Origin of the sequence: Limnohabitans sp. (assembly GCF_038134685.1) — a bacterium.
Taxonomy (GTDB): domain Bacteria; phylum Pseudomonadota; class Gammaproteobacteria; order Burkholderiales; family Burkholderiaceae_C; genus Limnohabitans_A.
The window spans coordinates 40,301-66,307 of record NZ_JAYPVP010000010.1 but is presented as its reverse complement, the minus strand read 5'-3'; the positions used below and the strand labels follow the sequence as shown (position 1 = coordinate 66,307).

22 protein-coding genes are annotated in these 26,007 nt (G+C 58.6%); 7 read left to right on the top strand and 15 right to left on the bottom strand.

The features are described from left to right. Positions 1-9: 9 nt before the first annotated feature. The 3 genes from AAFM15_RS06200 to uvrB all read right to left on the bottom strand — a co-directional run bounded on the left by AAFM15_RS06200 (position 10) and on the right by uvrB (position 3,953). Entirely contained in the window at positions 10-1,230 is a 1,221-nt protein-coding gene (locus AAFM15_RS06200; protein ID WP_341685838.1) for an IscS subfamily cysteine desulfurase, read from the bottom strand. A 19-nt stretch (positions 1,231-1,249) separates the two neighbouring features. Continuing rightward, a complete protein-coding gene (locus AAFM15_RS06195; protein WP_341685837.1) occupies positions 1,250-1,789 on the bottom strand; it encodes a Fe-S cluster assembly transcription factor in 540 nt (179 codons plus the stop codon). A 73-nt stretch (positions 1,790-1,862) separates the two neighbouring features. Continuing rightward, positions 1,863-3,953 (bottom strand): excinuclease ABC subunit UvrB, encoded by a 2,091-nt coding sequence (gene uvrB / locus AAFM15_RS06190; protein ID WP_341685836.1) that lies wholly within the window; start codon positions 3,951-3,953, stop codon positions 1,863-1,865. A 105-nt stretch (positions 3,954-4,058) separates the two neighbouring features. Here uvrB and AAFM15_RS06185 point away from each other — a divergent pair, with 105 nt between their 5' ends. The 3 genes from AAFM15_RS06185 to rsxB all read left to right on the top strand — a co-directional run bounded on the left by AAFM15_RS06185 (position 4,059) and on the right by rsxB (position 7,565). Continuing rightward, positions 4,059-5,255 carry an amino acid aminotransferase gene (locus AAFM15_RS06185; protein WP_341685835.1) on the top strand — a complete coding sequence of 399 codons (1,197 nt, stop codon included), beginning with the start codon at positions 4,059-4,061 and terminating at the stop codon, positions 5,253-5,255. 153 nt (positions 5,256-5,408) lie between these two features. Beyond that, the gene (locus AAFM15_RS06180) at positions 5,409-6,857 is read left to right on the top strand and encodes a polyhydroxyalkanoate depolymerase (protein WP_341685834.1); all 1,449 of its coding nucleotides are present in this window, start codon (positions 5,409-5,411) and stop codon (positions 6,855-6,857) included. 12 nt (positions 6,858-6,869) lie between these two features. Then, the gene (gene rsxB, locus AAFM15_RS06175; protein WP_341685833.1) at positions 6,870-7,565 is read left to right on the top strand and encodes an electron transport complex subunit RsxB; all 696 of its coding nucleotides are present in this window, start codon (positions 6,870-6,872) and stop codon (positions 7,563-7,565) included. Positions 7,566-7,643: 78 nt separating this feature from the next. On the opposite strand, the gene AAFM15_RS06170 is transcribed toward rsxB, so the two are convergent. The 5 genes from AAFM15_RS06170 to scpA are packed head-to-tail and all read right to left on the bottom strand — an operon-like array spanning position 7,644 to position 14,966. Then, positions 7,644-8,120 carry a VOC family protein gene (locus tag AAFM15_RS06170; RefSeq protein WP_341685832.1) on the bottom strand — a complete coding sequence of 159 codons (477 nt, stop codon included), beginning with the start codon at positions 8,118-8,120 and terminating at the stop codon, positions 7,644-7,646. 5 nt (positions 8,121-8,125) lie between these two features. Continuing rightward, positions 8,126-10,174 carry an acetyl/propionyl/methylcrotonyl-CoA carboxylase subunit alpha gene (locus tag AAFM15_RS06165; RefSeq protein ID WP_341685831.1) on the bottom strand — a complete coding sequence of 683 codons (2,049 nt, stop codon included), beginning with the start codon at positions 10,172-10,174 and terminating at the stop codon, positions 8,126-8,128. A gap of 20 nt (positions 10,175-10,194) precedes the next feature. After that, entirely contained in the window at positions 10,195-11,727 is a 1,533-nt protein-coding gene (locus tag AAFM15_RS06160; protein ID WP_341685830.1) for an acyl-CoA carboxylase subunit beta, read from the bottom strand. Between the two features lie 45 nt (positions 11,728-11,772). Then, positions 11,773-12,783 (bottom strand): methylmalonyl Co-A mutase-associated GTPase MeaB, encoded by a 1,011-nt coding sequence (meaB, locus tag AAFM15_RS06155; RefSeq protein WP_341685829.1) that lies wholly within the window; start codon positions 12,781-12,783, stop codon positions 11,773-11,775. 26 nt (positions 12,784-12,809) lie between these two features. After that, a complete protein-coding gene (scpA, locus tag AAFM15_RS06150) occupies positions 12,810-14,966 on the bottom strand; it encodes a methylmalonyl-CoA mutase (RefSeq protein ID WP_341685828.1) in 2,157 nt (718 codons plus the stop codon). A gap of 130 nt (positions 14,967-15,096) precedes the next feature. Between scpA and AAFM15_RS06145 the strand changes: the two genes are divergently transcribed. Continuing rightward, complete coding sequence (locus tag AAFM15_RS06145) at positions 15,097-15,732, top strand: GntR family transcriptional regulator (RefSeq protein WP_341685827.1); 636 nt, start codon at positions 15,097-15,099, stop codon at positions 15,730-15,732. A 3-nt stretch (positions 15,733-15,735) separates the two neighbouring features. On the opposite strand, the gene AAFM15_RS06140 is transcribed toward AAFM15_RS06145, so the two are convergent. The 6 genes from AAFM15_RS06140 to pgeF form a co-directional block, all read right to left on the bottom strand. Continuing rightward, on the bottom strand, positions 15,736-16,653 hold the full coding sequence (locus tag AAFM15_RS06140; RefSeq protein WP_341685826.1) for a DMT family transporter: 918 nt from the start codon (positions 16,651-16,653) through the stop codon (positions 15,736-15,738). Next, positions 16,643-17,671: a tRNA dihydrouridine(20/20a) synthase DusA gene (dusA, locus tag AAFM15_RS06135; RefSeq protein WP_341685825.1), complete on the bottom strand. Its 1,029-nt coding sequence runs from the start codon at positions 17,669-17,671 to the stop codon at positions 16,643-16,645. The genes AAFM15_RS06140 and dusA overlap by 11 nt, the downstream gene beginning before the upstream one ends. Before the next feature lie 67 nt (positions 17,672-17,738). After that, positions 17,739-18,476, bottom strand: a complete 738-nt coding sequence (gene phbB, locus AAFM15_RS06130) for an acetoacetyl-CoA reductase (protein WP_341685824.1) — start codon at positions 18,474-18,476, stop codon at positions 17,739-17,741. Positions 18,477-18,516: 40 nt separating this feature from the next. After that, on the bottom strand, positions 18,517-19,698 hold the full coding sequence (locus AAFM15_RS06125; protein WP_341685823.1) for an acetyl-CoA C-acetyltransferase: 1,182 nt from the start codon (positions 19,696-19,698) through the stop codon (positions 18,517-18,519). 27 nt (positions 19,699-19,725) lie between these two features. Then, positions 19,726-21,444 (bottom strand): class I poly(R)-hydroxyalkanoic acid synthase, encoded by a 1,719-nt coding sequence (gene phaC / locus AAFM15_RS06120; protein ID WP_341685822.1) that lies wholly within the window; start codon positions 21,442-21,444, stop codon positions 19,726-19,728. Between the two features lie 305 nt (positions 21,445-21,749). Beyond that, positions 21,750-22,472: a peptidoglycan editing factor PgeF gene (gene pgeF / locus AAFM15_RS06115; protein ID WP_341685821.1), complete on the bottom strand. Its 723-nt coding sequence runs from the start codon at positions 22,470-22,472 to the stop codon at positions 21,750-21,752. Between the two features lie 160 nt (positions 22,473-22,632). On the opposite strand from pgeF, the gene aat reads away from it, so the two are divergent. The 3 genes from aat to AAFM15_RS06100 are packed head-to-tail and all read left to right on the top strand — an operon-like array spanning position 22,633 to position 24,946. Beyond that, on the top strand, positions 22,633-23,382 hold the full coding sequence (gene aat / locus AAFM15_RS06110; protein WP_371833089.1) for a leucyl/phenylalanyl-tRNA--protein transferase: 750 nt from the start codon (positions 22,633-22,635) through the stop codon (positions 23,380-23,382). Between the two features lie 2 nt (positions 23,383-23,384). Continuing rightward, positions 23,385-24,113 (top strand): arginyltransferase, encoded by a 729-nt coding sequence (locus AAFM15_RS06105; RefSeq protein WP_341685819.1) that lies wholly within the window; start codon positions 23,385-23,387, stop codon positions 24,111-24,113. Between the two features lie 44 nt (positions 24,114-24,157). Beyond that, positions 24,158-24,946, top strand: coding sequence for an IclR family transcriptional regulator (locus AAFM15_RS06100; RefSeq protein WP_341685818.1), 789 nt, complete (start codon positions 24,158-24,160; stop codon positions 24,944-24,946). A gap of 9 nt (positions 24,947-24,955) precedes the next feature. Here AAFM15_RS06100 and pbpG read toward each other — a convergent pair whose 3' ends face one another. After that, positions 24,956-25,972, bottom strand: a complete 1,017-nt coding sequence (pbpG, locus tag AAFM15_RS06095) for a D-alanyl-D-alanine endopeptidase (RefSeq protein ID WP_341685817.1) — start codon at positions 25,970-25,972, stop codon at positions 24,956-24,958. Positions 25,973-26,007 lie beyond the last annotated feature (35 nt).

Sequence of the window (26,007 nt, the reverse complement as noted above, 5' to 3'; positions counted from 1 at the left end):
CCTTAGCTGTCAGTGGGCAGCCCACTGGATGGTCGACAGGTCGATACCGTCCTTGTACATCTCCCACAGCGGGCTGAGTTCGCGCAGCTTGGCGACGTTCTCGCGGATGGTCTGGATGGCAAAGTCAATTTCTTCTTCGGTGGTCCAGCGGCCAATCGTCATGCGCAGGCTGCTGTGGGCCAGTTCGTCGCTGCGGCCCAAGGCGCGCAGCACATAGCTGGGCTCCAGGCTGGCCGAGGTGCAGGCCGAGCCTGACGACACCGCCAGACCCTTGATGCCCATGATCAGCGACTCGCCTTCGACAAAGTTGAAACTCATGTTGATGTTCTGTGCCACGCGCTGGGTGGCGTGGCCGTTCAGGAACACCTGCTCCAGATCGGACAGGCCGTCGATCAGCCGCTTGTGCAGCGCGGCGGCCTTGGCATTGTCCTGGTCCATCTCAAGACGGGCCAAACGGAAAGCCTCGCCCATGCCGACGACCTGGTGCGTGGGCAGCGTGCCCGAGCGCATGCCGCGCTCGTGGCCACCGCCGTGCATCTGCGCTTCCAGGCGCACACGCGGCTTACGACGCACGTACAGGGCGCCAATGCCTTTAGGGCCATAGGTTTTGTGCGAGGCCAGGCTCATCAGGTCCACTGGCAGGGAGTTCAGGTCGATCTTGACCTTGCCCGTGGCCTGCGCCGCGTCGACATGGAAAACGATGCCCTTCTCGCGACACAGGGCGCCGATGCCCGCAATGTCCTGCACCACGCCAATTTCGTTGTTCACGAACATGACGCTGATCAGGATGGTGTCGGGACGGATGGCAGCCTTGAGCGCGTCCATGCTCAGCAAGCCGTCTTCCTGGACATCCAAATAGGTCGCCTCAAAACCCTGACGCTCGAGTTCGCGCATGGTGTCGAGCACAGCTTTGTGCTCGGTCTTGACGGTAATCAGGTGCTTGCCGCGCGACTTGTAGAACTGCGCCGCACCCTTGAGGGCCAGGTTGTTGGACTCGGTCGCGCCGCTGGTCCAGACGATTTCGCGCGAGTCAGCGCCGATCAGGTCGGCCACGTCCTTGCGGGCTTTTTCAACCGCTTCTTCGGCTTCCCAGCCCCAAGCGTGGCTGCGCGACGCCGGATTGCCGAAATGCTCGCGCAACCAGGGAATCATGGCGTCGACCACGCGCGGGTCGCACGGCGTGGTCGCGCCGTAGTCCATGTAAACGGGAAAATGAGGTGTTGTGTCCATGGTAATGCTTGTAACTTCTTCAGGATTTGGACAAGACCTTGCCCAGGTCAAAAACGGAATTGGGGCCGGTCACGCGTATAGGCTTGACGACCGGAGTACTTGAGATGGCGCGCTTGATCATGGGTTTGTGCTCCACCACCACGCCTTTTGCAACTTGGTCATCCACCAGCTTTTTGAGCGAGACGGATTGCAAAAATTCAACCATCTTGGCATTCAGGGCTGCCCACAAATCGTGTGTCATGCAGGGGCCATCACCATCGCCTTGACAGTTTTCCTTGCCACCGCAGTGGGTGGCGTCCAGCGGCTCATCGACCGCCAAAATGATGTCAGCCACCGAAATGTCGACGGCTTTCTTGCCCAGCGTGTAGCCACCGCCAGGGCCTCGGGTGGACTCCACCAGCTCCTGACGACGCAGCTTTCCAAACAACTGTTCCAGATAAGACAGGGAAATGTGCTGGCGCTGGCTGATGGCGGCAAGCGTCACCGGGCCCGCCTGCTCGCGCAAAGCCAAATCGATCATGGCTGTGACGGCAAACCGTCCTTTCGTCGTTAATCGCATGGCAGGCTCCTTGGAAAGTTGATAACCCGACTAAACGACTCAAGTATACCTTAAACCCGAGTAACGCGCTGGGTTATCCAACAAGGCGGTCTGCACCAACAGCGCCAAAAGCCTGTTCTTTGAGGATGGCCAACTGGTCGCGTGCCTGGGCGGCTTTTTCGAACTCCAGGTTGCGGGCATGCTCCATCATCTGCTTTTCAAGCTGCTTGATGGCCTTGGCGATGTCTTTTTCGCTCATGTCCTCGACCTTGGCCCTTTGCAGTGCGGCCTGCTCCAGGCGTTCGGCCTCCTGGCCGGACTTCTCGCTGTAGACCCCGTCGATCAGGTCCTTGACCTGCTTGATGATGGTGCGCGGCGTGATGCCGTGCGCCTCGTTCCAGGCGATCTGCTTTTCACGGCGGCGCAAGGTCTCGTCCATGGCTTTCTTCATGGACTTGGTGATCACATCGGCGTACAAAATGGCCTTGCCCGAGGCATTGCGGGCGGCACGGCCAATGGTCTGGATCAGACTGCGCTCGGCACGCAAGAAGCCTTCCTTGTCCGCGTCCAGAATCGCCACCAGCGACACCTCGGGAATGTCCAGGCCCTCGCGCAGCAGGTTGATGCCCACCAGCACATCGAAGGCGCCCAGACGCAGGTCGCGGATGATCTCCACGCGTTCGACCGTGTCCACATCGCTGTGCAGGTAGCGCACCTTCACGCCGTTGTCACTCAGGTAGTCGGTCAGCTGCTCGGCCATGCGCTTGGTCAGCGTGGTGATCAAGACCCGCTCCTGTTTTTCAACACGGATGCGGATTTCCTGCAGCACATCGTCCACCTGGTGGGTGGCCGGGCGCACCTCCACCTCGGGGTCCACCAGGCCGGTGGGACGCACCACCTGTTCGGCCACCTGCCCGGCGTGCTGAATCTCGTAGTCGGCCGGGGTGGCCGAGACGAAGATGCACTGGCGCATGCGCTTTTCAAACTCTTCGAACTTCAGCGGGCGGTTGTCCAGGGCACTGGGCAGGCGAAAGCCGTATTCCACCAGCGTGGTCTTGCGCGAGCGATCGCCGTTGTACATGGCGCTCAGCTGGCCAATCATCTGGTGGCTCTCGTCCAGGAACATGATCGCGTCGGGCGGCATGTAGTCGGTCAGCGTGCTGGGCGGCTCGCCCGGCGCCGCGCCCGAGAGGTGCCGGGTGTAGTTCTCAATGCCCTTGCAGTGGCCCACTTCCTGCAGCATTTCCAGGTCAAAGCGGGTGCGTTGCTCCAGCCGCTGTGCCTCGACCAGCTTGCCCATGCCCACCAGTTCCTTGAGGCGCTGGTCCAGCTCGATCTTGATGGTTTCGATGGCGGCCAGCACCTGGTCACGCGGCGTGACGTAGTGGCTCGACGGGTACACCGTGAAGCGCGGGATCTTCTGGCGGATGCGGCCAGTGAGTGGGTCGAACAACTGCAGGCTCTCGATCTCGTCGTCAAACAGTTCGATGCGGATGGCCAGCTCGGAGTGTTCCGCCGGAAAGACATCGATCGTATCGCCGCGTACCCGGAACTTGCCGCGGCTGAAGTCCTGGTCGTTGCGCTGGTACTGCATGCGGATCAGCTGCGCGATCACATCACGCTGGCCCATCTGGTCACCCACCCGCAGCGTCATGATCATGCGGTGGTAACTCTCGGGCTTACCGATGCCGTAAATGGCCGACACCGTGGCCACGATCACCACATCGCGCCGCTCCAGAATGCTCTTGGTGCACGACAGGCGCATCTGCTCGATGTGCTCGTTGATCGCGCTGTCTTTTTCGATGAACAGGTCGCGCTGCGGCACATAGGCCTCGGGCTGGTAGTAGTCGTAGTAGCTGACGAAGTACTCGACCGCGTTCTTCGGAAAGAACTCGCGGAATTCGCTGTACAGCTGCGCCGCCAGCGTCTTGTTGGGCGCAAACACGATGGCCGGGCGCCCCAGCTGGGCAATCACATTGGCCATGGTGAAGGTCTTGCCCGAGCCAGTCACACCCAGCAGCGTCTGGAACACCTCGCCGTCCTGAACGCCTTCGACCAGCTTGGCAATCGCCGTGGGCTGGTCGCCCGCGGGTGGATAGGGCTGGAACAGCTCGAAGGGCGAATTCGGGTATTGGACGAATTGCCCCTCAGGGGTGGGGGTAGCAACAGCAACGAGCTCGGTCATGGACGGAAATCAGTTCAGGGGCCGCTAAAATTGCGACCAACGGGCAAGCGTAACCCAGCTTGACCTGCTCTGCCACCCACCCACTCTTGATTCAAGGACTTTTTCATGTCTCTGTTTTCCGCCGTCGAAATGGCCCCCCGCGACCCGATCCTGGGTCTGAACGAGCAATTTGCTGCCGACACCAACCCCAACAAGGTCAACCTGGGCGTGGGCGTGTACTTCGACGATAACGGTAAGCTGCCTTTGTTGCAGTGCGTACAGGCCGCTGAAAAAGCCATGATGGATAAGCCTGCGCCCCGTGGCTATCTGCCCATCGACGGCATCGTGGCCTATGACAATGCGGTCAAGGGCCTGGTCTTTGGCGCCGACTCCGATGTGGTCAAGTCCGGCCGCGTGTCCACCGTGCAGGCCATTGGCGGCACAGGCGGCCTGAAAATCGGCGCTGACTTCCTGAAAAAGGTCACGCCCAACGCCAAAGTGCTGATTTCCGACCCCAGCTGGGAAAACCACCGCGCCATCTTCGTGAACGCCGGTTTTGAAGTCGGCACCTACGCCTACTACGACGCGGCCAAGCGCGGTGTCAATTTCGAAGGCATGCTGGCCGACCTGAACGCCGCTGCCGCTGGCACCATCGTCGTGTTGCATGCCTGCTGCCATAACCCGACCGGCTACGACATCACCGCCGCCCAGTGGGACCAGGTGATTGCAGTGGTCAAGGCCAAGGGCCTGACCGCTTTCCTGGACATGGCCTACCAGGGCTTTGGCCATGGCATTGCCGAAGACGGCGCTGTGATCGGCAAGTTTGTGGCCGCCGGCCTGAACATCTTCGTGTCCACCTCGTTCTCCAAGAGCTTCAGCCTGTATGGCGAGCGCGTGGGCGCCCTGTCGGTGGTCGCTTCCGACAAGGAAGAAGCCAGCCGCGTGCTCAGCCAGCTCAAGATCGCCATCCGCACCAACTATTCCAACCCGCCCATCCACGGCGGCGCGGTGGTGGCTGCCGTGCTGGGCAACCCCGAGCTGCGCGCCCAGTGGGAAGAAGAACTGGCCGAAATGCGCGTGCGCATCAAGGCCATGCGCCAGAAGCTGGTCGACGGCCTCAAAGCAGCTGGCGTGCAGCAGGACATGTCCTTCATCACCAGCCAGATCGGCATGTTCAGCTACTCGGGCTTGACCAAGGACCAGATGGTGCGCCTGCGCTCCGAATTCGGCGTGTACGGCACCGACACCGGGCGCATGTGCGTAGCCGCTCTGAACAGCAAGAACATCGATTACGTCTGCCAGGCGATTGCCAAAGTCTGCTGATTCATAGCTGCCCTAGACAAAACGCTCCCTTGGGAGCGTTTTTTAATGCCTCCGTCCACTGTGCGACACTTAATTAGGGTCAACTCTCAATAAAAAACTGGTGATGTCTTGTAATATTGTTGCAGCGCAATATTTTCGGGAAGAGGTTTTCAGATGCTGTACCAGATCTATGAAACGCAACGCTCCATCATGGAGCCCTTTGCTGAGTTGGCTCAGGCCGCGTCCAAGCTTTACAGCAACCCCCTGAACCCGCTGGCTCAAGTCCCGATGGCACAGCGCATGTCCGCTGGCTACGCACTCATGCACCGCTTGGGCAAGGACTACGTCAAGCCTGAATTCGGCATCCGCACTGTCAGCGTCAAAGGCGTCGATGTTGCGATCTACGAACGTGTCGAAATCGACAAGCCGTTTTGCGAACTGCGTCGCTTCAAGCGCTTTTCGGATGACCCAGACACCCTCACCACACTGAAGAAACAGCCTGTTGTCCTGATCGTGGCGCCACTGTCTGGGCACTACGCCACCTTGCTGCGCGATACCGTTCGCACCATGCTGCAAGACCACAAGGTCTACATCACCGATTGGAAAAACGCCCGCTTGGTGCCCATGGAAGAAGGCGAGTTCCACTTGGACGACTATGTCAACTACGTGCAGGAATTCATTCGTCACCTGCAAGCGCAATACGGCAACTGCCATGTGATGAGCGTGTGCCAGCCCACGGTGCCAGTGCTCGCAGCTGTGTCGCTGATGGCCAGCCGCGGCGAGAAAAGCCCGCTGTCCATGACCATGATGGGTGGCCCGATTGATGCCCGTAAATCGCCCACCGCCGTGAACAACCTGGCTGTGCAAAAGAGCCACGAATGGTTTGAGAACAACGTCATCTACCGCGTCCCGCCCAACTTCCCCGGCGCGGGTCGTCGCGTGTACCCCGGTTTCTTGCAACACACCGGCTTTGTGGCCATGAACCCCGATCGCCACGCGACCAGCCACTATGACTACTTCAAGGACCTGATCAAGGGTGACGACGCCAGTGCCGAGGCACACCGCAAGTTCTACGACGAGTACAACGCCGTACTGGATATGGACGCCGATTACTATCTGGAAACGATCAACACCGTTTTCCAGGAGTTCAAACTGGTTCACGGCACCTGGGACGTCAAGGGCGTGGATGGACGCATTGAGCGCGTCAAACCCCAGGACATCAAGAACACGGCTTTGCTCACCGTTGAGGGTGAGCTCGACGATATTTCGGGCTCCGGCCAAACCCAAGCCGCGCACGATCTGTGCACGGGTATTGCCCAAAACCAGCGCCAACACCTTGAAGTCGAAGGCGCCGGTCACTATGGCATTTTCAGCGGCAGACGCTGGCGCGAGCGGGTGTATCCGCAGGTGGTCCAGTTCATCCTGAGTCATCAGCCTGCACAAGCAAGCAAAGCGGCCGCTCCTGCCACCTCAAAGCCCACAGCCGCAAAAAAAGCAGCGACCAAGAGCAAGTCTGTGGTGACCAAGAAAGCGTCTGGTGTCAAGGCACCTGCCCGTAAAGGGGTCACAGCCAAAGCCAAGCCCGCAGTGAAAACCCAATGGGTATCCAAAAAGTCTGCCTGAGGCGCGCACACCATGAACCCGAAAACAGCGCCTGAGACCCAGGCGCTTTTTCTTCGCCTGAACGATGCGTTACCCCAGACGCAATGCACCCGTTGCGGCTACCCGGATTGCGCTGCTTATGCATTGGCCATGGCGCAAGGACAAGCTGCCATCAACCAATGCCCACCCGGCGGCCAAGCGGGCGTGCAGCGGCTGGCAACCATCACCGGTCAGACCGAACTGCCCCTGAACCCGGAAAATGGCATAGAAGGTCCGCGCCATGTGGCCATCATCGACGAGGGCTGGTGCATTGGCTGCACCTTGTGCATCAAGGCTTGTCCTACTGACGCGATTGTGGGCAGCAACAAACGCATGCATACCGTGATTGAGCCCTGGTGCACGGGTTGCGAGCTGTGCATTCCGGTCTGTCCGGTCGACTGCATTGCTTTGGAAAACGTGACTGGCTCGAAAACAGGCTGGTCGGCCTGGTCACCGCAGCAAGCCAGCATGGCACTGCACCGCTACGAGCAGCACAAGGTACGCATGGAACGCGAAGTCGTTGAGCACGACGCGGCTCTGGCGCTCAAAGCCCAACACAAGCTTGAGCACCTGCAGGATCTGACCAAGGTTCCCGACCAGCCCGACGCTGCCCGTGCCGAGCTGGATCGCAAACGCGCGGTGATTGAAGCCGTGTTGGCCAAAGTCAAAGCGCGCCAAACAGACCACTGAAACCGGTCATTGCGAGCGAAGTGCGGCAGTCCATCGACTGCCGCGGCGCTACACACCTCGCAGTAACGAAACGCCTTTTTAGGCGCCCGCCAGCTTTTCGAAAGCGTTGACCACTTCAGCCGGCGCCTGCACCAACTCGATCAACACGCCTTCTCCACCGATAGGGAACTCATCGTTGCCCTTGGGGTGCAGGAAACAAATGTCAAAGCCAGCAGCGCCCTTACGAATACCGCCCGGCGCAAAGCGCACGCCATTGGCCGTGAGCCAATCTACAGCCTCGGGCAGCTTGTCGATCCACAGGCCCACATGGTTCAGCGGTGTCGTGTGAACGGCTGGCTTTTTCTCGGGATCCAGCGGCTGCATCAAATCGACTTCAACCTTGAAAGGGCCAGTACCCATGGCGCAGATGTCCTCGTCCACGTTCTCGCGTTCGCTTTTGAACGTGCCGGTGACCTCCAGGCCGAACATGTCGACCCAGAGTTTCTGCAAACGGGTCTTGTCAGGCCCGCCAATGGCGATCTGCTGGATGCCCAGCACCTTGAAAGGTCGCTGCATGGCCATCACTCAAACTCCACAATCATCTGGTCGACCGTCAAGGACTCGCCCTTGTTGGCCACAACCTTTTTGACCACGCCGTCTTGCGCCGCAAAGAGGATGTTTTCCATCTTCATGGCTTCGATCACAGCTACGCGTTCGCCAGCCTGAACCTTCTGGCCAGGCTGCACAGCCACATCCACCAGCAAACCAGGCATCGGCGAGAGGACGTATTTGCTCATGTCCGGCGGCGCTTTGTAAGGCATGCGCTTGTGCAGCTCAGCCATGCGTGGGGACATGATGAGCGCCTCAATACGGGTGCCGTTGTGCTGCACTTGCAAGGCCAGCGGGTTCTTGACCGTGCCGCGCTCGACCTGTGCCACAAAGGGTTGGCCATTGACGGTACCCGCAATCTTCACATCATTCAGGCGCGAATGGCTCACGATGTCATAGAACTTGCCATTGACGCGGATCGTGGCAGCACCCGTACGTCCACGCGCCTCGTCCACATGCGCTTGTACATGGACGTTTTTGCCTTCGGCCCCCAGAATGACCACGGTGTAGTCCGAACCGATCTTGACATCGTAGCCAGGCAGCTGGCCGCTCAGGCCCGCTGCACGCTCACGCGATTTGCGGCGCACAAAGGCCGCCAGCGCAGCCAGGAAGTCCTGGTCATCGTGCGGCACATCTTCGGCCTTGAAGCCCTTGGCGTAATGCTCGGCGATGAAACCGGTGTTGAACTCGCCAGTGACAAACTTGGGGTGCGCCAGCAATGCCGCCTGGAACGGAATGTTGGAGCTGATGCCACGGATCACGAAACCATTGAGGGCTTCGCGCATCTTGGCAATGGCATCGTTGCGGTCCTTGCCGTGCACGATGAGCTTGGCGATCATCGAGTCGTAGAACATCGGGATCTCGCCGCCCTCTTGCACCCCCGTGTCCACACGCACGCCAAACAGCGCATCGGTATTGCCCTGCTCCATGCTGGTTTCGGGCGTTGAAAAACGCACCAGGCGCCCCGTGGAAGGCAGGAAGTTGCGGAAGGGGTCTTCGGCGTTGATACGGCACTCGATGGCCCAGCCATCACGCTTGACGTCAGCCTGGGTGATGGCGAGTTTTTCGCCAGCGGCTACGCGAATCATCTGCTCGACCAGGTCCAGACCGGTGATGCATTCGGTCACCGGGTGCTCCACCTGCAGGCGGGTGTTCATTTCGAGGAAGTAAAAGTCCTGGTCCTTGCCGACCACGAATTCCACGGTACCGGCGCTCTGGTACTTCACAGCCTTGGCGAGAGCCACAGCCTGCTCACCCATGGCCTTGCGGGTCGCATCAGAAATGAAGGGGGAAGGCGCCTCTTCAATCACTTTCTGGTGGCGACGCTGAATGGAGCACTCGCGCTCATTCAGGTAGACCACATTGCCATGAGAGTCGCCCAGAATCTGGATCTCGATGTGACGGGGTTCCTGCACGTATTTTTCGATGAACACGCGGTCGTCGCCAAAGCTGTTACGCGCTTCGTTGCGACAAGAGCTGAAGCCTTCAAAGGCTTCCTTGTCGTTGAAAGCCACGCGCAGGCCCTTGCCACCACCGCCAGCAGAGGCTTTGATCATGACGGGGTAGCCAATGCCTTTGGCAATCTCGACGGCTTTTTCGGGCGTCTCGATGGCGTCGTTGTAGCCGGGGATCGTGTTGACCTTGGCTTCATTGGCCAGCTTCTTGGAAGCGATCTTGTCGCCCATGGCCGCGATCGAGTGGGCCTTGGGACCAATAAAGGCGATGCCTTCTTTTTCGCAGCGGGCTGCAAACTCTTCGTTCTCGGACAGGAAGCCGTAGCCGGGGTGAATGGCTTGTGCGCCGGTTTGCTTGGCCGCGGCGATGATCTTGTCAGCGACCAGGTAGGACTCACGGCTTGGTGCCGGGCCCAACAGGACGGACTCGTCAGCCAGCAGCACATGGCGTGCGTCCTTATCGGCTTCGGAATACACGGCCACGGTGGCAATGCCCATTTTGCGGGCGGTGGCAATGACGCGGCAGGCGATTTCGCCACGGTTGGCGATCAGGATTTTCTTGAACATGTTCTTTTTCTCCTAGGCGATCACAGAGGAATATTCCCGTGCTTGCGCCACGGATTCTCGATTTGCTTGTCCTTGAGCATGACCAGGGAGCGGCCAATGCGCTTGCGGGTGTTGTGGGGCATGATCACATCGTCGATATAGCCACGGTTAGCTGCCACAAAGGGGTTCGCAAAACGGGCCTTGTACTCGGCTTCGCGAGCAGCGAGTTTTTCGGGGTCGTTCTTGTCTTCACGGAAGATGATCTCGACAGCGCCCTTGGCACCCATCACTGCAATTTCTGCATTGGGCCAGGCAAAGTTCACGTCACCGCGCAGATGCTTGGAAGCCATCACGTCGTAGGCACCACCATAGGCCTTGCGGGTGATGACGGTAATCTTGGGCACGGTGCACTCGGCATAGGCATACAGAAGCTTCGCCCCATGCTTGATGATGCCGCCATATTCCTGGCTGGTACCGGGCATGAAGCCGGGCACGTCTACGAAAGTGATGACAGGAATGTTGAAGGCATCACAGAAACGCACAAAGCGCGCGGCCTTGATGGAACTCTTGATGTCCAGGCAGCCAGCCAGCACCAGCGGCTGGTTGGCCACGATGCCTACAGTCTGGCCATCCATGCGTGCAAAACCGATGATGATGTTTTTGGCGTAGTCTGGCTGCAGTTCGAAGAAGTCGCCATCGTCCACGGTTTTGACGATCAGCTCCTTCATGTCGTAGGGCTTGTTCGGGTTGTCGGGCACCAGGGTGTCCAGGCTCATGTCCACACGGTCAATCGGGTCACCGCTTTGACGGACAGGCGCCTTTTCCTTGTTGTTGAGCGGCAGGTAGTTGAACAGGCGGCGCAGCATCAGCAGCGCTTCCACATCGTTCTCGAAAGCCATATCGGCTACACCGCTCTTGGTGGTGTGCGTCAATGCACCGCCCAGCTCTTCAGATGTCACTTCTTCGTGGGTCACGGTCTTGACCACATCGGGGCCGGTCACGAACATGTAGGAGGTGTCCTTGACCATGAAGATGAAGTCAGTCAGGGCCGGCGAATACACCGCGACACCGGCTGAAGGCCCCATGATCAGGCTGATCTGCTGCACCACACCTGAAGACATCACATTGCGCTGGAACACCTCGGCATAACCGCCAAGAGCAGCAACGCCTTCCTGAATACGTGCACCACCCGAATCGTTCAGACCGATCACGGGAGCACCGACCTTCATGGCCTGGTCCATCACCTTGCAAATTTTCTCGGCATGCGTCTCGGACAGCGAGCCCCCCAGAACCGTGAAATCCTGACTGAACACGAACACCAGACGGCCGTTGATCATGCCGTAGCCAGTGACCACGCCGTCGCCGGGGATCTTGTCGCCTTCCATACCGAAGTCAGTGCAACGGTGCTCAACAAACATGTCCCACTCTTCGAAAGTACCTTCATCGAGCAGAACTTCGATGCGCTCACGCGCGGTGAGCTTGCCTTTGCTGTGCTGGGCGTCGATGCGCTTTTGCCCACCGCCCAAGCGTGCCGCAACACGCTTTTTTTCCAGTTGTTCAATGATGTCATGCATGGTGGTTCTCTCTTTTCTCCATGGAAAATATTGCAGCCCAGCGCCTTAGAGGTCTCTATAGGCGCCAAGCAACTGGCGGGCAGCGGTGGACGCAGCCACATACCCTTGACTGACTTGCTCGCTGAGTTTTGGCAACAACTCTTTGACTTGAGCCTGAGCCCGAAAGCTCTGGCGCAGCCCGGCTTCGATGCGTTCCCACATCCAGGCCAGGGCCTGTTTTTCTCGACGCAGCGCAAACTTGCCATTTGCGGTCTGCAGTGTCCTGAATTCGGTGACAGCTTCCCAGAAGGCATCTACGCCCTGACCCAGCAAGGCGCTGATCTTGACGACTTTGGGATGCCAAAGCTTTTCATCAAAGTGCGCGTGATCCGGGTTGCCGTGCAGTCCCAGCAGGCGCAAGGCACTGGTGATCTGGGCTTCGGCGCGTGTCGCGGCATTGGCATCGATGTCGGCCTTGTTGATCACAACCAAGTCGGCGATTTCCATCACACCCTTCTTGATGGCCTGCAGGTCGTCGCCCGCGTTGGGCAGTTGCAGCAGGCAGAACATGTCAGTCATGTTGGCCACAGCCGTTTCACTCTGGCCCACGCCCACGGTCTCGACGATCACCACGTCGTAGCCTGCGGCTTCGCAGACCAGCATGGCTTCGCGGGTTTTCTCGGCCACACCGCCCAGCGTGCCGCTCGATGGGCTGGGGCGAATGTAGGCGTCAGCGTGTACCGACAGGTGCTCCATGCGGGTCTTGTCGCCCAGGATCGAGCCGCCCGAGACGGTGCTTGACGGATCAACCGCCAGCACCGCCACCCGGTGCCCCTGCCCGATCAGGTACAGGCCCAAGGCTTCGATGAAGGTGGACTTGCCCACGCCCGGCACACCGCTGATACCTAGTCGGAATGACTTGCCCGTGTGCGGCAATAGGGCTGTGAGCAATTCATCGGCCAGGGCGCGGTGGTCCAGCCGGGTCGATTCGAGCAGCGTGATCGCTTTGGCCATGGCGCGGCGCTGCAACGGCGCGGTGCCGTGCAGCAAGCCTTGCAACAATTGGTCAGGGGTCACGCCTTCGTCCCGAGCGCTGGCAAAAATCAGCCCTGCGCCTTCTTGATCTGCTCCAGCACGTCCTTGGCGCTGGCCGGGATCGGGGTACCGGGGCCGTAGATGCCCTTCACGCCCGACTCGTAAAGCATCTCGTAGTCCTGGCGCGGGATCACGCCGCCCACGAACACGATGATGTCGTCGGCACCCTGCTTTTTCAGCTCGGCAATGATGGCGGGCACCAGGGTCTTGTGACCCGCAGCCAGCGTGGACACGCCCACGGCATGAACGTCGTTTTCAATCGCCTGGCGGGCGCACTCTTCGGGGGTTTGGAACAGCGGCCCCATGTCCACGTCAAAGCCCAGGTCGGCGTAGGCCGTGGCCACCACCTTGGCGCCACGGTCGTGGCCGTCCTGGCCCAGCTTGGCGATCATCACGCGGGGGCGACGGCCATGCTGGTCGGCGAACTCGGCGATTTCCTTTTGCAGTTGGGCCCAGCCTTCGGCGGAGTCGTAAGCGGCAGCGTACACACCAGTCACCTTTTGCGTGTCGGCGCGGTGGCGCCCGTAAACCTTTTCCAGCGCGTCGGACACTTCACCCACTGTGGCGCGCAGACGGATCGCCTGGATCGAGAGATCGAGCAGGTTGCCTTGGCCCGATTCGGCAGCAGCGGTCAGCGCGTCCAGAGCGACCTGCACGGCGGCGTTGTCGCGTTTGGCCTTGATGTCTTGCAGGCGGGCGATCTGACCGTCGCGCACCTTGACGTTGTCCACGTCCAGGATCTCGATCGGGTCTTCCTTGGCCAGCTTGTACTTGTTGACGCCGACGATCACGTCCTTGCCGGAGTCGATGCGGGCCTGCTTTTCAGCCGCCGCCGCTTCGATCTTGAGCTTGGCCCAGCCACTGTCCACGGCCTTGGTCATGCCGCCCATGGCGTCGACTTCTTCGATGATCGCCCAGGCCTTGTCGGCCATTTCTTGCGTCAGGCTCTCCATCATGTAGGAGCCAGCCCAGGGGTCGATCACGTTGGTGATGTGGGTCTCTTCCTGGATGATCAGCTGCGTGTTGCGCGCGATGCGGGCACTGAATTCGGTGGGCAGCGCAATCGCTTCGTCCAGCGAGTTGGTGTGCAGCGACTGGGTGCCGCCAAACACGGCCGCCATGGCTTCAATCGTCGTGCGCACCACGTTGTTGTAGGGGTCCTGCTCGGTGAGCGACCAGCCCGACGTTTGCGAGTGCGTGCGCAGCATCAGACTCTTGGGATTCTTGGCATTGAAGCCCTTCATGATGCGGCACCACAACAGGCGGGCGGCGCGCATCTTGGCAATTTCCAGGTAGAAGTTCATGCCCACGGCCCAGAAGAAGGACAGGCGACCGGCAAAGTCGTCCACATCCATGCCTTTGGCGATGGCGGTCTTCACATATTCCTTGCCGTCGGCGAGCGTGAAGGCCATTTCCAGCGCCTGGTTGGCGCCGGCTTCCTGCATGTGGTAGCCCGAGATCGAGATCGAGTTGAACTTGGGCATGTTCTTGCTCGTGTACTCGATGATGTCGCCGATGATCTTCATCGACGGCTCGGGCGGGTAGATGTAGGTGTTGCGCACCATGAACTCTTTCAGAATGTCGTTCTGAATCGTTCCGGAGAGCTGGTCCTGCGACACGCCCTGCTCTTCGGCGGCCACCACATAGCCCGCCAGCACCGGCAGCACCGCGCCGTTCATCGTCATCGACACACTGACCTTGTCCAGCGGGATCTCGTTGAACAGGATCTTCATGTCCTCGACCGAGTCGATCGCCACACCGGCCTTGCCCACGTCGCCCGTCACGCGCGGGTGGTCGGAATCGTAACCGCGGTGGGTGGCCAGGTCAAAAGCCACCGACACACCCTGGCCGCCTGCAGCCAGCGCTTTGCGGTAGAACGCGTTGGACTCTTCGGCGGTGGAGAAACCCGCGTATTGGCGGATCGTCCAGGGGCGCACCGCGTACATGGTGGCCTGCGGGCCGCGCAAGAAAGGCTCGAAGCCCGGCAGCGTGTTGGCGTAGGGCAAGTTGGCCGTGTCTTCAGCGGTGTAAAGCGGCTTGACCGAAATGCCATCGGGCGTGAGCCAGTTCAGACTCTCCAGCGGCTTGTCCTTGAGGGACTTGGCGGCTGCTTTTTGCCAAGCCTCGATGTTGGAAGCGTTGAATTCAAAGGACTTGTTAGACATGGTCTGACCTTTTGTTTTGATCGGGCACGGGGCCCCATTTTGACAGTATTAACCCTGAACCATGACACATGGACACGTCATGATTCATAATTATTGATGCAAAATATTCTAACCTGCTTACAATCACGCCATGTCAGCCTTGTCCCTCGCTCCTCGCGCCCTGTATGAAGAAGTTGCCGAATTGCTGCGGCAAAAGATCTTTACCCGTGAGCTTGAGCCCGGCAGCTGGATTGATGAGCTCAAGATTGCAGAGCAGCTGGGCATCAGCCGTACGCCCATGCGCGAAGCCCTGAAGGTTCTGGCCGCGGAAGGCCTGGTCACCATGAAAGTACGCCGCGGTGCCTACGTCACCGAAGTCAGTGACAAGGACCTGCGTGACGTTTACCACCTGCTCGCTCTGCTGGAATCGGACGGTGCCGGCACGGTGGCCAAACATGCCAGCGATGAACAGCTTGAGGCCTTACAAGACTTGCACCAGCAGCTGTGCGCCGCTGTTAACGACCGTGAGCGGTTTTTTGACATCAATGAGCAGTTTCATGTCCAACTGCTTTCGGCAGCAGACAACCGCTGGCGCCAGCAAATGGTGACAGACCTGCGCAAGGTCATGAAACTCAACCGCCACCACTCCTTGTTCAAAACGGGACGGGTACAGGAGTCATTGCATGAACACCAGGCCCTGATGGACGCCCTGCTCGCTCATGATGGACAACTGAGTGCTCAGCGCATGCGGGAACATTTTGCCAACGGCCTCGAGGCCGCAAGCTGAAAATCAGTCTGTTCGAGTCTTGCTGATCATCACCAAGGCCACCCCCGACAAAATCAGCAGACCGCCCACCAGGTGGAAGCCGCCCAAAGGCTCGTTGAGTACACCCCACGCCACCACCGCCGTATACAGCGGCCCCAAATACAAAGTCACAGCCACACGACTTGCACCCAGCACTTTTTGGGCCCAGCCATAAATCCAATAGGCCATCACGCCAGGCAGCAGAGCTGTTAGCACCATCAAACCAAGAGCGTTTGCGCCGATGCTGGGGGTGTGCGCAGAAGCCAACTCCCACAAGGCAAACGGAAGAATCACGAGCACGCCCCCTAAGCAAATAGCCGCCAGCTGTGCTGTAGAACTCATGACACTGGGCCATCGGCGCTGTAGCAAGGCATATGCCGCCCATGCGACGGCCGCCCCCACAATCCACAAGTCGCCAGGCACCAAGTTCACAGCCGACAGATTGGCCCACTGCCCTTGCACGATCACGTGAACGACGCCCGACATCGCCAACACCACGCCCCAAAGCTGACGCATGGAGAAATGTTCCTTGAGCCACAAAACCGAACCCATCGCGATCAGCACGGGCGATGATGCATAGATGAGCGAGATGTTCATGCTCACGGTGCTCTCACCTGCCAGATACACCCAGGCTCCGCAAATCCACATCCCGCAGCCGCCGAGCAAAAGGTAACGCCAACGCTGCTGCCACAAAACGCAACGGTGCTGCCAAAGCTCTCGGGCACTGAACACGGTCAGAATACTGCCCGCCAACGCCCACCGCCCCAAGGCCAGAACATTGGGCGACACCACACCCGGCGCTTGGCGTGAAGCCACAATGTTGACAGTCCATAAAAAGGGCACCAGCCAAATCAAGACCATGGCCCAACGCTGGGCACGAACGCTGTACACCTTATGCGGCATGAGAGTCCTGATCTGCAGGCTTTTCGGCCCCTCGCGCCAATGCCTCGCGCGCCAGCTGCCATACCTGGCGCGGCGGTAAAGGCTTGAGCTTGTGGTTGCTCCAGACCTGGCGCCACAAACGCCCGCCACGTTGACCGTGGTACAGCCCCAGCATATGCCGTGCGATAGCGTACCAAGGGCACCCATCTTCGGCGTGGGCGCGCTCCATGTAAGCCACCATCGCTTCTTCTATGGCCTCGCGGGTGGGGGTTTCGTGTGCGTCGTCGAAAAACTGCGCATCCCAAGTGGTCAGCAACCAGGGGTTGTAATACGCTTCGCGCCCAATCATCACGCCATCAAGGTGTTGCAGGTGCTGCGAGATTTCGTCATTGGTTTTGATACCCCCGTTGACGGCAAACGTCAGCTGCGGAAAGTCTTTTTTCAGCTGATACGCCAATTCGTAGCGCAACGGTGGAATCTCCCGGTTTTCCTTGGGCGAGAGTCCGTCGAGCCAGGCATTTCGGGCATGGACGATGAACACCTCGCACCCAGCCTCACTGACGGCGCCCACAAAATCGCGCACAAAGCCATAGCTCTCGATGCGGTCGATACCAATGCGGTGCTTCACCGTTACCGGAATGTCGACCACATCACGCATGGCCATGACACCATCGGCCACGGTTTGTGGCACATTCATCAGGCAAGCGCCAAACGCCCCGCGCTGCACCCGGTCTGAAGGACAGCCACAGTTGAGGTTGATCTCGTCATACCCCCACTGTTGGCCCAACTTTGCGGCCTTTGCCAAGTCAGCAGGATCACTTCCTCCTAGCTGCAAGGCTACAGGATGCTCCTCGGCATTGAAGCGCAAGTGGCGCTCCACAAAGCCGTGCGTCAACGCACCCGTGGTCACCATCTCGGTGTACATACGGGTATGGCGCGTCAGCAAGCGGTGAAAGTATCGACAATGGCGGTCAGTCCAGTCGAGCATCGGTGCCACCGACAGGCGCCAAGGATTGAACACGGAAGAATTTTCAGACATGGCTGGATTATCCCTGTCTGAAAAACAAAAACCCCGCCGAGGCGGGGTTCAAGACGAGCACGCAGGATCAACCCATGTGCAGACCGCCGTTGACGGAGAAGTCGGCACCGGTGGCGTAACCGCCCTCTTCGCTGGCCAGCCAGGCGATGATGGAGGCGATTTCGCTGGGCTTGCCCAGGCGTTTGACCGGCACGGTAGCAACGATCTTTTCGAGCACATCGGGGCGAATGGCGTTGACCATGTCAGTACCGATGTAACCTGGGCTCACAGTGTTGACGGTCACGCCTTTGGTGGCCAGCTCCTGGGCCAGGGCCATCGAGAAACCGTGCATGCCCGCTTTGGCAGCGGAGTAGTTGGTCTGGCCGGCCTGGCCTTTTTCACCGTTGACCGAGCTGATGTTGATGATGCGACCCCAGCCACGCTCGACCATGTCGGGCACGACCTGCTTGGTCACATTGAACATGGAGTCCAGGTTGGTGCTCATCACCGCATCCCAGTCTTCCTTGCTCATCTTCAGGAACATGCGGTCCTTGGTGATGCCGGCGTTGTTGACCAGCACATCGATGGGGCCGTGCTCAGCCTTGGCTTTGGAGAAGGCCTCCACCGTCGAATCCCATTCGGCCACGTTGCCCACCGAGGCGTAGAAGGTGTAGCCCAGGGCTTTTTGTTCGTCCAGCCACTTGTTGTAGTCGCGGGTCGGGCCGCAACCAGCGATCACCTTGAAACCTTCCTGGTGAAGGCGCTGGCAAATGGCAGTACCGATACCGCCCATGCCACCGGTGACGTAAGCAACTTTTTGACTCATGTTTGTCTCCTTGTAATGAGTTTTGTGAAATGGAAAATGATCAAACGCGCTCGATGGCCAGGGATACACCCATGCCACCACCGATACACAAAGCAGCAACGCCCTTCTTGGCTTGGCTGCGCTGCATTTCGTGCAGCAGCGTCACCAAAATACGGCAACCCGAAGCACCAATGGGGTGACCGATGGCAATGGCACCACCGTTGAGGTTGACTTTGGCGGGATCAATATCGAGCACCTTGTTGACGGCGCAGGCCTGCGCTGCAAAAGCTTCGTTGAGTTCGAACACATCCACGTCCTGCACATTCCAGCCAGCACGGGCCAGAGCTTTTTGGGTTGCAGGCACCGGGCCCATGCCCATGGTGGCAGGATCCAGACCGGAGGTACCGAAAGCGGCAATGCGGGCCATGGGCTTGAGGCCCAAGGCAGCGGCCTTCTTGGCCGTCATGACGACCACCGCAGCAGCACCATCGTTGATGCCCGAGGCATTGCCTGCCGTCACGGAACCGGCCTTGTCGAAGGCGGGGCGCAGGCCAGCCAAAGCTTCAGCATTGGTTTCCTTGTTGATGAATTCGTCGGTATTGAACACCAGCGGATCGCCTTTGCGCTGAGGGATCAGCACATCGACAATTTCATCCTTGAACTTGCCAGCATCCTGAGCCGCAGCGGCTTTACGCTGGCTGTTCAGTGCCAGCTCATCTTGCATGTCGCGGGTGATGCCGTGCAACTTGGCCACATTCTCGGCGGTGATGCCCATGTGGTACTGGTTGTACACATCCCACAGGCCATCGACAATCATGGAGTCCACCATGTTCCAGTTGCCCATGCGCTGGCCGTCGCGGCTGCCCATCAATACGTGCGGCGAGGCGCTCATGTTTTCCTGACCACCGGCAACCACAATTTCGCTGTCGCCCCAAGCCACGGCCTGAGCAGCCAACATGACCGACTTCAAACCCGAACCACACACGGCGTTGATGGTCAGCGCCGGAGTTTCCTTGGCGATACCGGCTTTGAGCAGGGATTGACGCGCGGGATTCTGACCGCTGCCAGCGGCCAGCACCTGACCCATGATGACTTCCCCAATCTGGTCAGGCTGCAGGCCTGCTCGGGCCATGGCCTCGCGAATGACGATGCTGCCCAGCTCGGGGGCGGCCACCTTGGCCAGCGAACCACCAAACTTGCCGACTGCCGTGCGAGCGGCCGAAACGATGACGATGTCTTCCATCTTGAGAGTCTCCTGCTAAATAAAGAATCAGGCTTTCGCCTTCACATAACGGCCAGGTGCCGGCTCGATGGCCTTGTATTTGGCACCTTTGCCATAAGTTTTGGGGGCTGCAATTTGCTTGCCCGCGTGTGTCTTGAGCCAACCCGACCAATCGTCCCACCAGCTGCCGGGAAGCTCGGTCGAGCCGGCGATCCAGTCATTGACGTCGGCCGGAAACTTGCCATCCTCACGCACCCAGTGGCTGCGTTTTTTCGACGCGGGCGGATTGATCACCCCTGCAATGTGCCCCGAGGCGCCCATCACAAAACGCTTTTTGCCTGGCAGCACCTGCGTGCTGGCGTAAGCGCCGCCGATCGGCACGATATGGTCTTCACGCGAGCCATACAGATACACAGGCAAATCCACCTTGCGCAGATCAATGCCCTCGCCACACACTTGCACCTTGCAAGGCTTGACAAGGTTGTTTTCAAGATAGGTGTTGCGCAAGTACCAGGCATAGAAAGGCCCTGGCAGGTTGGTCGAATCGCTGTTCCAGTACAGCAGATCAAACGGAGGTGGTGTTTCGCCCTTGAGGTAGTTGCCCACCACATAGTTCCACACCAGGTCATTGGGCCGCAGGAAGCTGAAGGTAGAGGCCAAGTCCTGACCCTTGAGCAGTCCGCCCTTGCCCATTTGCATTTCACGGAACTTGACAAAGTTCTCATCAATGAACACGTCAAGCACACCGGTATCGGTGAAATCGATCAATGTGGTCAGGAAGGTCGCGCTGGCCACCGAGTCGTCGTCGCGCGCTGCCAAGACCGCCAACGCATTGGACAAGATGGTGCCGCCCACGCAAAAACCCAAGGCATTGATCTTCGGGGCCCCAGTAATGGCTTTGACTGTATGAATAGCCTCGATTGCAGCATTGCCGATGTAGTCATCCCAGGTCTTACCGGACATGGAATCGTCGGGGTTACGCCAACTCACCACAAAAGTGCGATGGCCTTTGCTGACGGCATAGCGGATGAAGGAGTTTTCGGGCTGCAGGTCCAGGATATAGAACTTATTGATGCACGGTGGAATCAACAGAAAGGGGCGCTCGTACACCTTGGCCGTCAAGGGCTTGTATTCGATCAGCTGGAAGAATTCGTTTTCAAACACCACCGCGCCTTCGGTGGTGGCCACGTTCTTGCCGACTTCAAAAAGGCTTTCATCCGTCATGGACACATGGCCCTGCTCCATGTCGTGCACCAGATTCTGAATACCTTTGGCAATGCTCTCGCCTTTGGTCTCCACTGCTTTTTGCTGTGCCTCGGCGTTCATGGCCAGGTAGTTGCTGGGCGCTGATGCTGCCACCCATTGCTCCACCGCAAAACGAACCCTCGCGCGGGTTTTGGCATCGGCATCTACCGCATCGGCCAGCGACATCAAGGTGCGGGCGTTGAGCAAATAGGCAGCGGCATTGAAGCTCGCCAAAGGATTGGCAGACCAGGCCTGCGAAGAAAAACGACGGTCCTTGACCTGAAGACTGTTGTGCAGACTCTGGTTCCAGAGCTCAGCTGCATCCTTGAAGTAGTCCGTCTGGATTTTCTGGATTTTTTGGGGATCAAGTTTCAACTGAGGAGCCGGGTGTTTAGGCAATGCCCCTGCTCCGCCAAGATCCATGCTCTGAAAATTCTGCATGGCCTGGCCCCAGCCCTTTGTCAGATTTTGTTGAAATTGTTCAGTCATCTGAGACCAGAACTCGGGCATATTCGTATTCATTACATCGTCTCCGAACAATCTTGACCCTTATGAATAAATTCAGGTCAGAATCAGTATCAATCCCAAAGTTGTCACCGAAATTACAAATTTCACAAATGATCTATCTTGTTGTTATCGCATGGTTATATGTCGCTTTGATGATGAGCTTGGCTGAAGCATTCAGCACACAAGGCAGCATCCTTGGAGCCATTGTGACCTTGTTTTTGTATGGAATCGCTCCCATCACTCTAGTGGTTTACCTCATGGGTACCCCCGCCAGACGCAAAGCGAGGCGCGCCAAGGAGGAACTCGAAACCGCATCAAGCTCAGCCCAGCCAGATGCTGGCAGCCATTCGCCCGGAGTTTCCGAACAAGCGAGCGTCCCTTCGGTGGGAGAAAAAAACCGATGACTGCGTAAAGGTACACCAACCCTGCCCGCCGTCATTGCCATCAATGGACAGCACACCCGATTGATGCAGTCGTAGACGGGCCAAGCCCGCCAGATCGGCCAACCATTTGCCCGAATGGGCGGCCTCTACAAAGCAGGCTCTGGCGTCCTGACTCTGCGCCACAAAAAGCAACCGAACCTCATCTCCCACTTCGAAGACAGAAGGTCCGATGCAAGGGCCCAGCCAGACACGCAGATCCTGGGCTGCAATCCCTCGGGCGATGGCTGCACGCACCATGACCTCAAGCACACCTTGTCCGTCATGGCCTGCAAGCCCCCGCCATCCGGCATGACCTGCAGCCACCCACTGCCCTTGAGCATCACTCATGAGCACGGGCATACAGTCCGCGATCATGATGGTGGCCGCTACTGAGGCGTCCGTACACTCACACGCATCAGCCTGCAAACCATCAGGACTGTCTTGAGACAACACCACACTCTGGGTACCATGGACTTGTGTCAAATACACGGGCCTGCGTCCCAGCGTATGCTGCCAACGCACTCTGTTTTCTCGTACGTGCTCGGGAGCATCACCCACATGATCACCCAGATTCAAGCTGTCCCATGGGGCTCTGGAAACACCTCCGACTCGTGTGGACATGCAAGCTTTCACATGGGCAGGCACCGCCCAGCGTGGCACGAGGATACGAGTACCGCCGGGCAGGGTTTCGAAATCAGGCCCGCTGGAAATATCTGTGTTCATCGTAAGAGCATAACCCCTGGCTAGCGTGACTTGTCGCGACTTGCGTTCTAATCACCTTATGTCGACATCCGAGTCCCCTCTGCCATGGATTGAAGCTGGTCAAGCCTTGCCTGCGGCAGATCTCGCCTGGTCCCAGGAGACTTCCGCGCCTGGCCTGTTGGCAGTCAGCCCAGACTTGACAGCTGTGCAAGTGGCACAAGCTTATGCACAAGGAACCTTCCCTTGGTACAGCCGTGGCCAACCCGTTTTGTGGTGGTCACCCGACCCACGTATGGTGCTCGAGCCCAAAGCCTTTCGCTTTCATCGCTCGCTCCAGCAAAGCCTGAAAAAGCAGCTGCAGATGCCTGGCGTTCGCCTGTGCTTTGACCAAGCGTTCGTGCAAGTCATGCAACGCTGTGCCGACAGCCCGCGACAGAGACAAAACGGGACATGGATTGTTCCGAGGATGATCGAGGTCTATACCGAACTCCACCAGATGGGCCTGGCCCATAGCGCAGAGCTTTGGCAAGATGACAGACTGATGGCGGGGCTGTATTTTGTGAGTCTGGGACATGCCGTGTTTGGCGAATCCATGTTCACTTCCGTGCGTGATGGATCCAAAATGGCTCTGAGTTTGCTGGTCAGCACCTGTTTGCGCCATAAGATTCCTGTGATTGACTGTCAGCAAAACACGTCCCACCTTGCGAGCCTGGGTGCCCATGAAATCAGCCGCTGTCAATTCCTTCATATCATCTCGCAAGCTCAGCGTGAAAGCACCATCCCTTGGCCTGAGCAACACCTATACTGGGATGAACTCTTGAACCTTTGACCGTGAGCAGCATTCAGGAACTCCCCTTCAAGGCCCTGCAGTTTTATGCGACAGCGCCCTATCCATGCAGTTACCTGCCTGACAGGATGGCACGCTCGCAAGTGGCCAGCCCCAGCCACCTGATCGACAACGAGGTTTACTCGGATCTGGTGACACAGGGATTTCGCCGCAGCGGTTTATTCACTTATCGCCCTTATTGCGACGGCTGCCAGCAATGCATAGCGCTACGGATTCCGGTTGATCGCTTCAAGCCCAGCCGTAGCCAGCGTCGCTGCTGGCAAGCCCATCAGCATTTACAGGTGCGGATCATGAGGCTGCACTTCAATCCAGAACATTACGAGCTGTACCTGAACTACCAACGTTCACGTCACCCTGGCGGCGGCATGGACGATGACAATGTGGAGCAATACCAGCAGTTTCTGCTCCAGAGCCGGGTCAACTCACGGCTGGTCGAATTCAGGACACCCGAATCCGGTCAGCTTCTGATGATCAGCCTGATCGATGTGCTCAATGATGGCTTGTCAGCGGTCTATACTTTTTTCGATCCCGGTCAAAAGCAGGGCCTGGGCACTTTCAATGTACTGTGGCAAATTGAGCAGGCACGCCAACTGCAGGCAGCTCATGTCTATCTGGGTTACTGGATCAGCGAGAGCCCGAAAATGGCTTACAAAAGCAAATTTCAACCCTGTCAGATTTTGAAACACGGCCTGTGGCAAGACAATCCAATCTGAATTTCGCAGTATAAAATTCAAGCTTGCTTTGTGAGAGGTTGACCATGAAAAAAGCAGACGCTGCAGCTGCGGCCACACCCACGATCCAGGTCCTGGAACGCATGTTCACCCTGATAGATGTGCTGTCCTCGCGCGAAGAGGCCATCACCCTCAAGGAAATAAGTGAAAAGACCGGTTTGCACCCCTCCACGGCTCACCGCATCCTCAACGACCTGACACTGGGCCGCTTTGTGGATCGTCCCGAAGCGGGCAGTTACCGGCTTGGCATGCGACTGCTGGAGTTGGGCAACATGGTCAAAGGTCGCCTGAATGTGCGCGACGCTGCCATGGAACCCATGAAGGCCTTGCACAAACTCATTCAGCAACCCGTCAACCTCAGCGTGCGTCAGGGTGACGAGATTGTGTATGTCGAGCGTGCCTACAGCGAGCGCTCGGGCATGCAAGTGGTTCGAGCCATAGGCGGTCGCGCACCCTTGCACCTGACATCGGTGGGCAAGCTTTTTCTGGCGCAGGACGACCCTCTGCGCGTGCGTGGCTATGCGACACGCACGGGATTGACGGGTCACACCCGAAACAGCATCACACAACTACCCGTTCTGGAACGCGAGCTCTCCAGGGTCAAGCAAAGCGGCGTAGCGCGTGACAACGAAGAGCTGGAACTGGGGGTCCGCTGCATTGCTGCGGGCATCTACGATGACCAGGGCAAACTGCTGGCGGGGTTGTCTATTTCAGCCCCTGCCGATCGGATGGACGATGAATGGCTAGCCAAACTGCAAAGCACAGCAGACACGATCTCGCAAGAGCTGGGTTATCACCCGCACTCGCAAGGCTAGGCTTTCAAATCAGCTGCTGCGCTCGTTGACAAAAGTCTTCAAGGCTGCCGAGCGGCCGCCTTGTGATTCGATCCAGCGACGCACACGCTCGGCATCTGCAATGCGGCTGAGCTTGCCTGCCGAATCGAGGAATACCATGATCAGGTTACGGCCCGATACTTCCGCCCTCATGACCAGGCAACGTCCTGCCTCACGGATATAACCCGTTTTTTGCAGACTGATGTCCCAGTTAGGGCTCTTGACCAAGGGGTTGGTGTTGTGGAACTGCAAGGTACGCCTACCGACAGCCACCTCATACCCGTGGGACGTGGACAACTCGCGCATCAGAGGCTGTCGCGACGAGGCCGCCACCAAGCGGGTCAAATCATGAGCGCTGGACTGGTTCTGGCTTGACAGGCCTGTGGGTTCCACATAACGGCTGTCGCTCATTCCCAACTCTCGGGCTTTGGCATTCATTTTCTGGACAAACACATCCAGGCCACCGGGGTAAGTACGTCCCAAAGCGTGCGCAGCCCTGTTCTCGCTGGACATCAAGGCCAGATGCAGCAAGTCCCCACGACTCAGGCGTGCACCCACGACCAGTCGCGAAGAGCTGCCTTTTTCCGTGTCCACATCATCCTGGGTGATGGTGATCATCTCGTCCATCGGCAATTGAGCCTCGGACACGAGCAAGCCCGTCATGAGCTTGGTCAAAGACGCAATCGGCAGCACGGCATGGTCGTTTTTACTGAGCAGGACTTCACGGGTATCCTGGTCGATCACCAAAGCCACGCTGGAGCGCAGTGACAAAGGATCTCGAGCCGAATGCAAACCTGCCTGTTGTCCAAAAGAGGCGGGGTCTACAGGCGCCGCCTTCAGGGAGCGCTTGGCTGCATGGTTTTTCTGACTGACCTTGCGGGCGACTGATTTGGCAACGCGCTTCTTCTTGATTTGAGTGGTTTTTTCTGCAGCATGCACAGAAGGCGTCATGCCGACCATACCCACAGACAGAGCGAAAGCCAGCAATACTCCATTCCAGCGGCTCATCCGCGGGGTATTGGCCAAAACTGCTGCCAAAGATG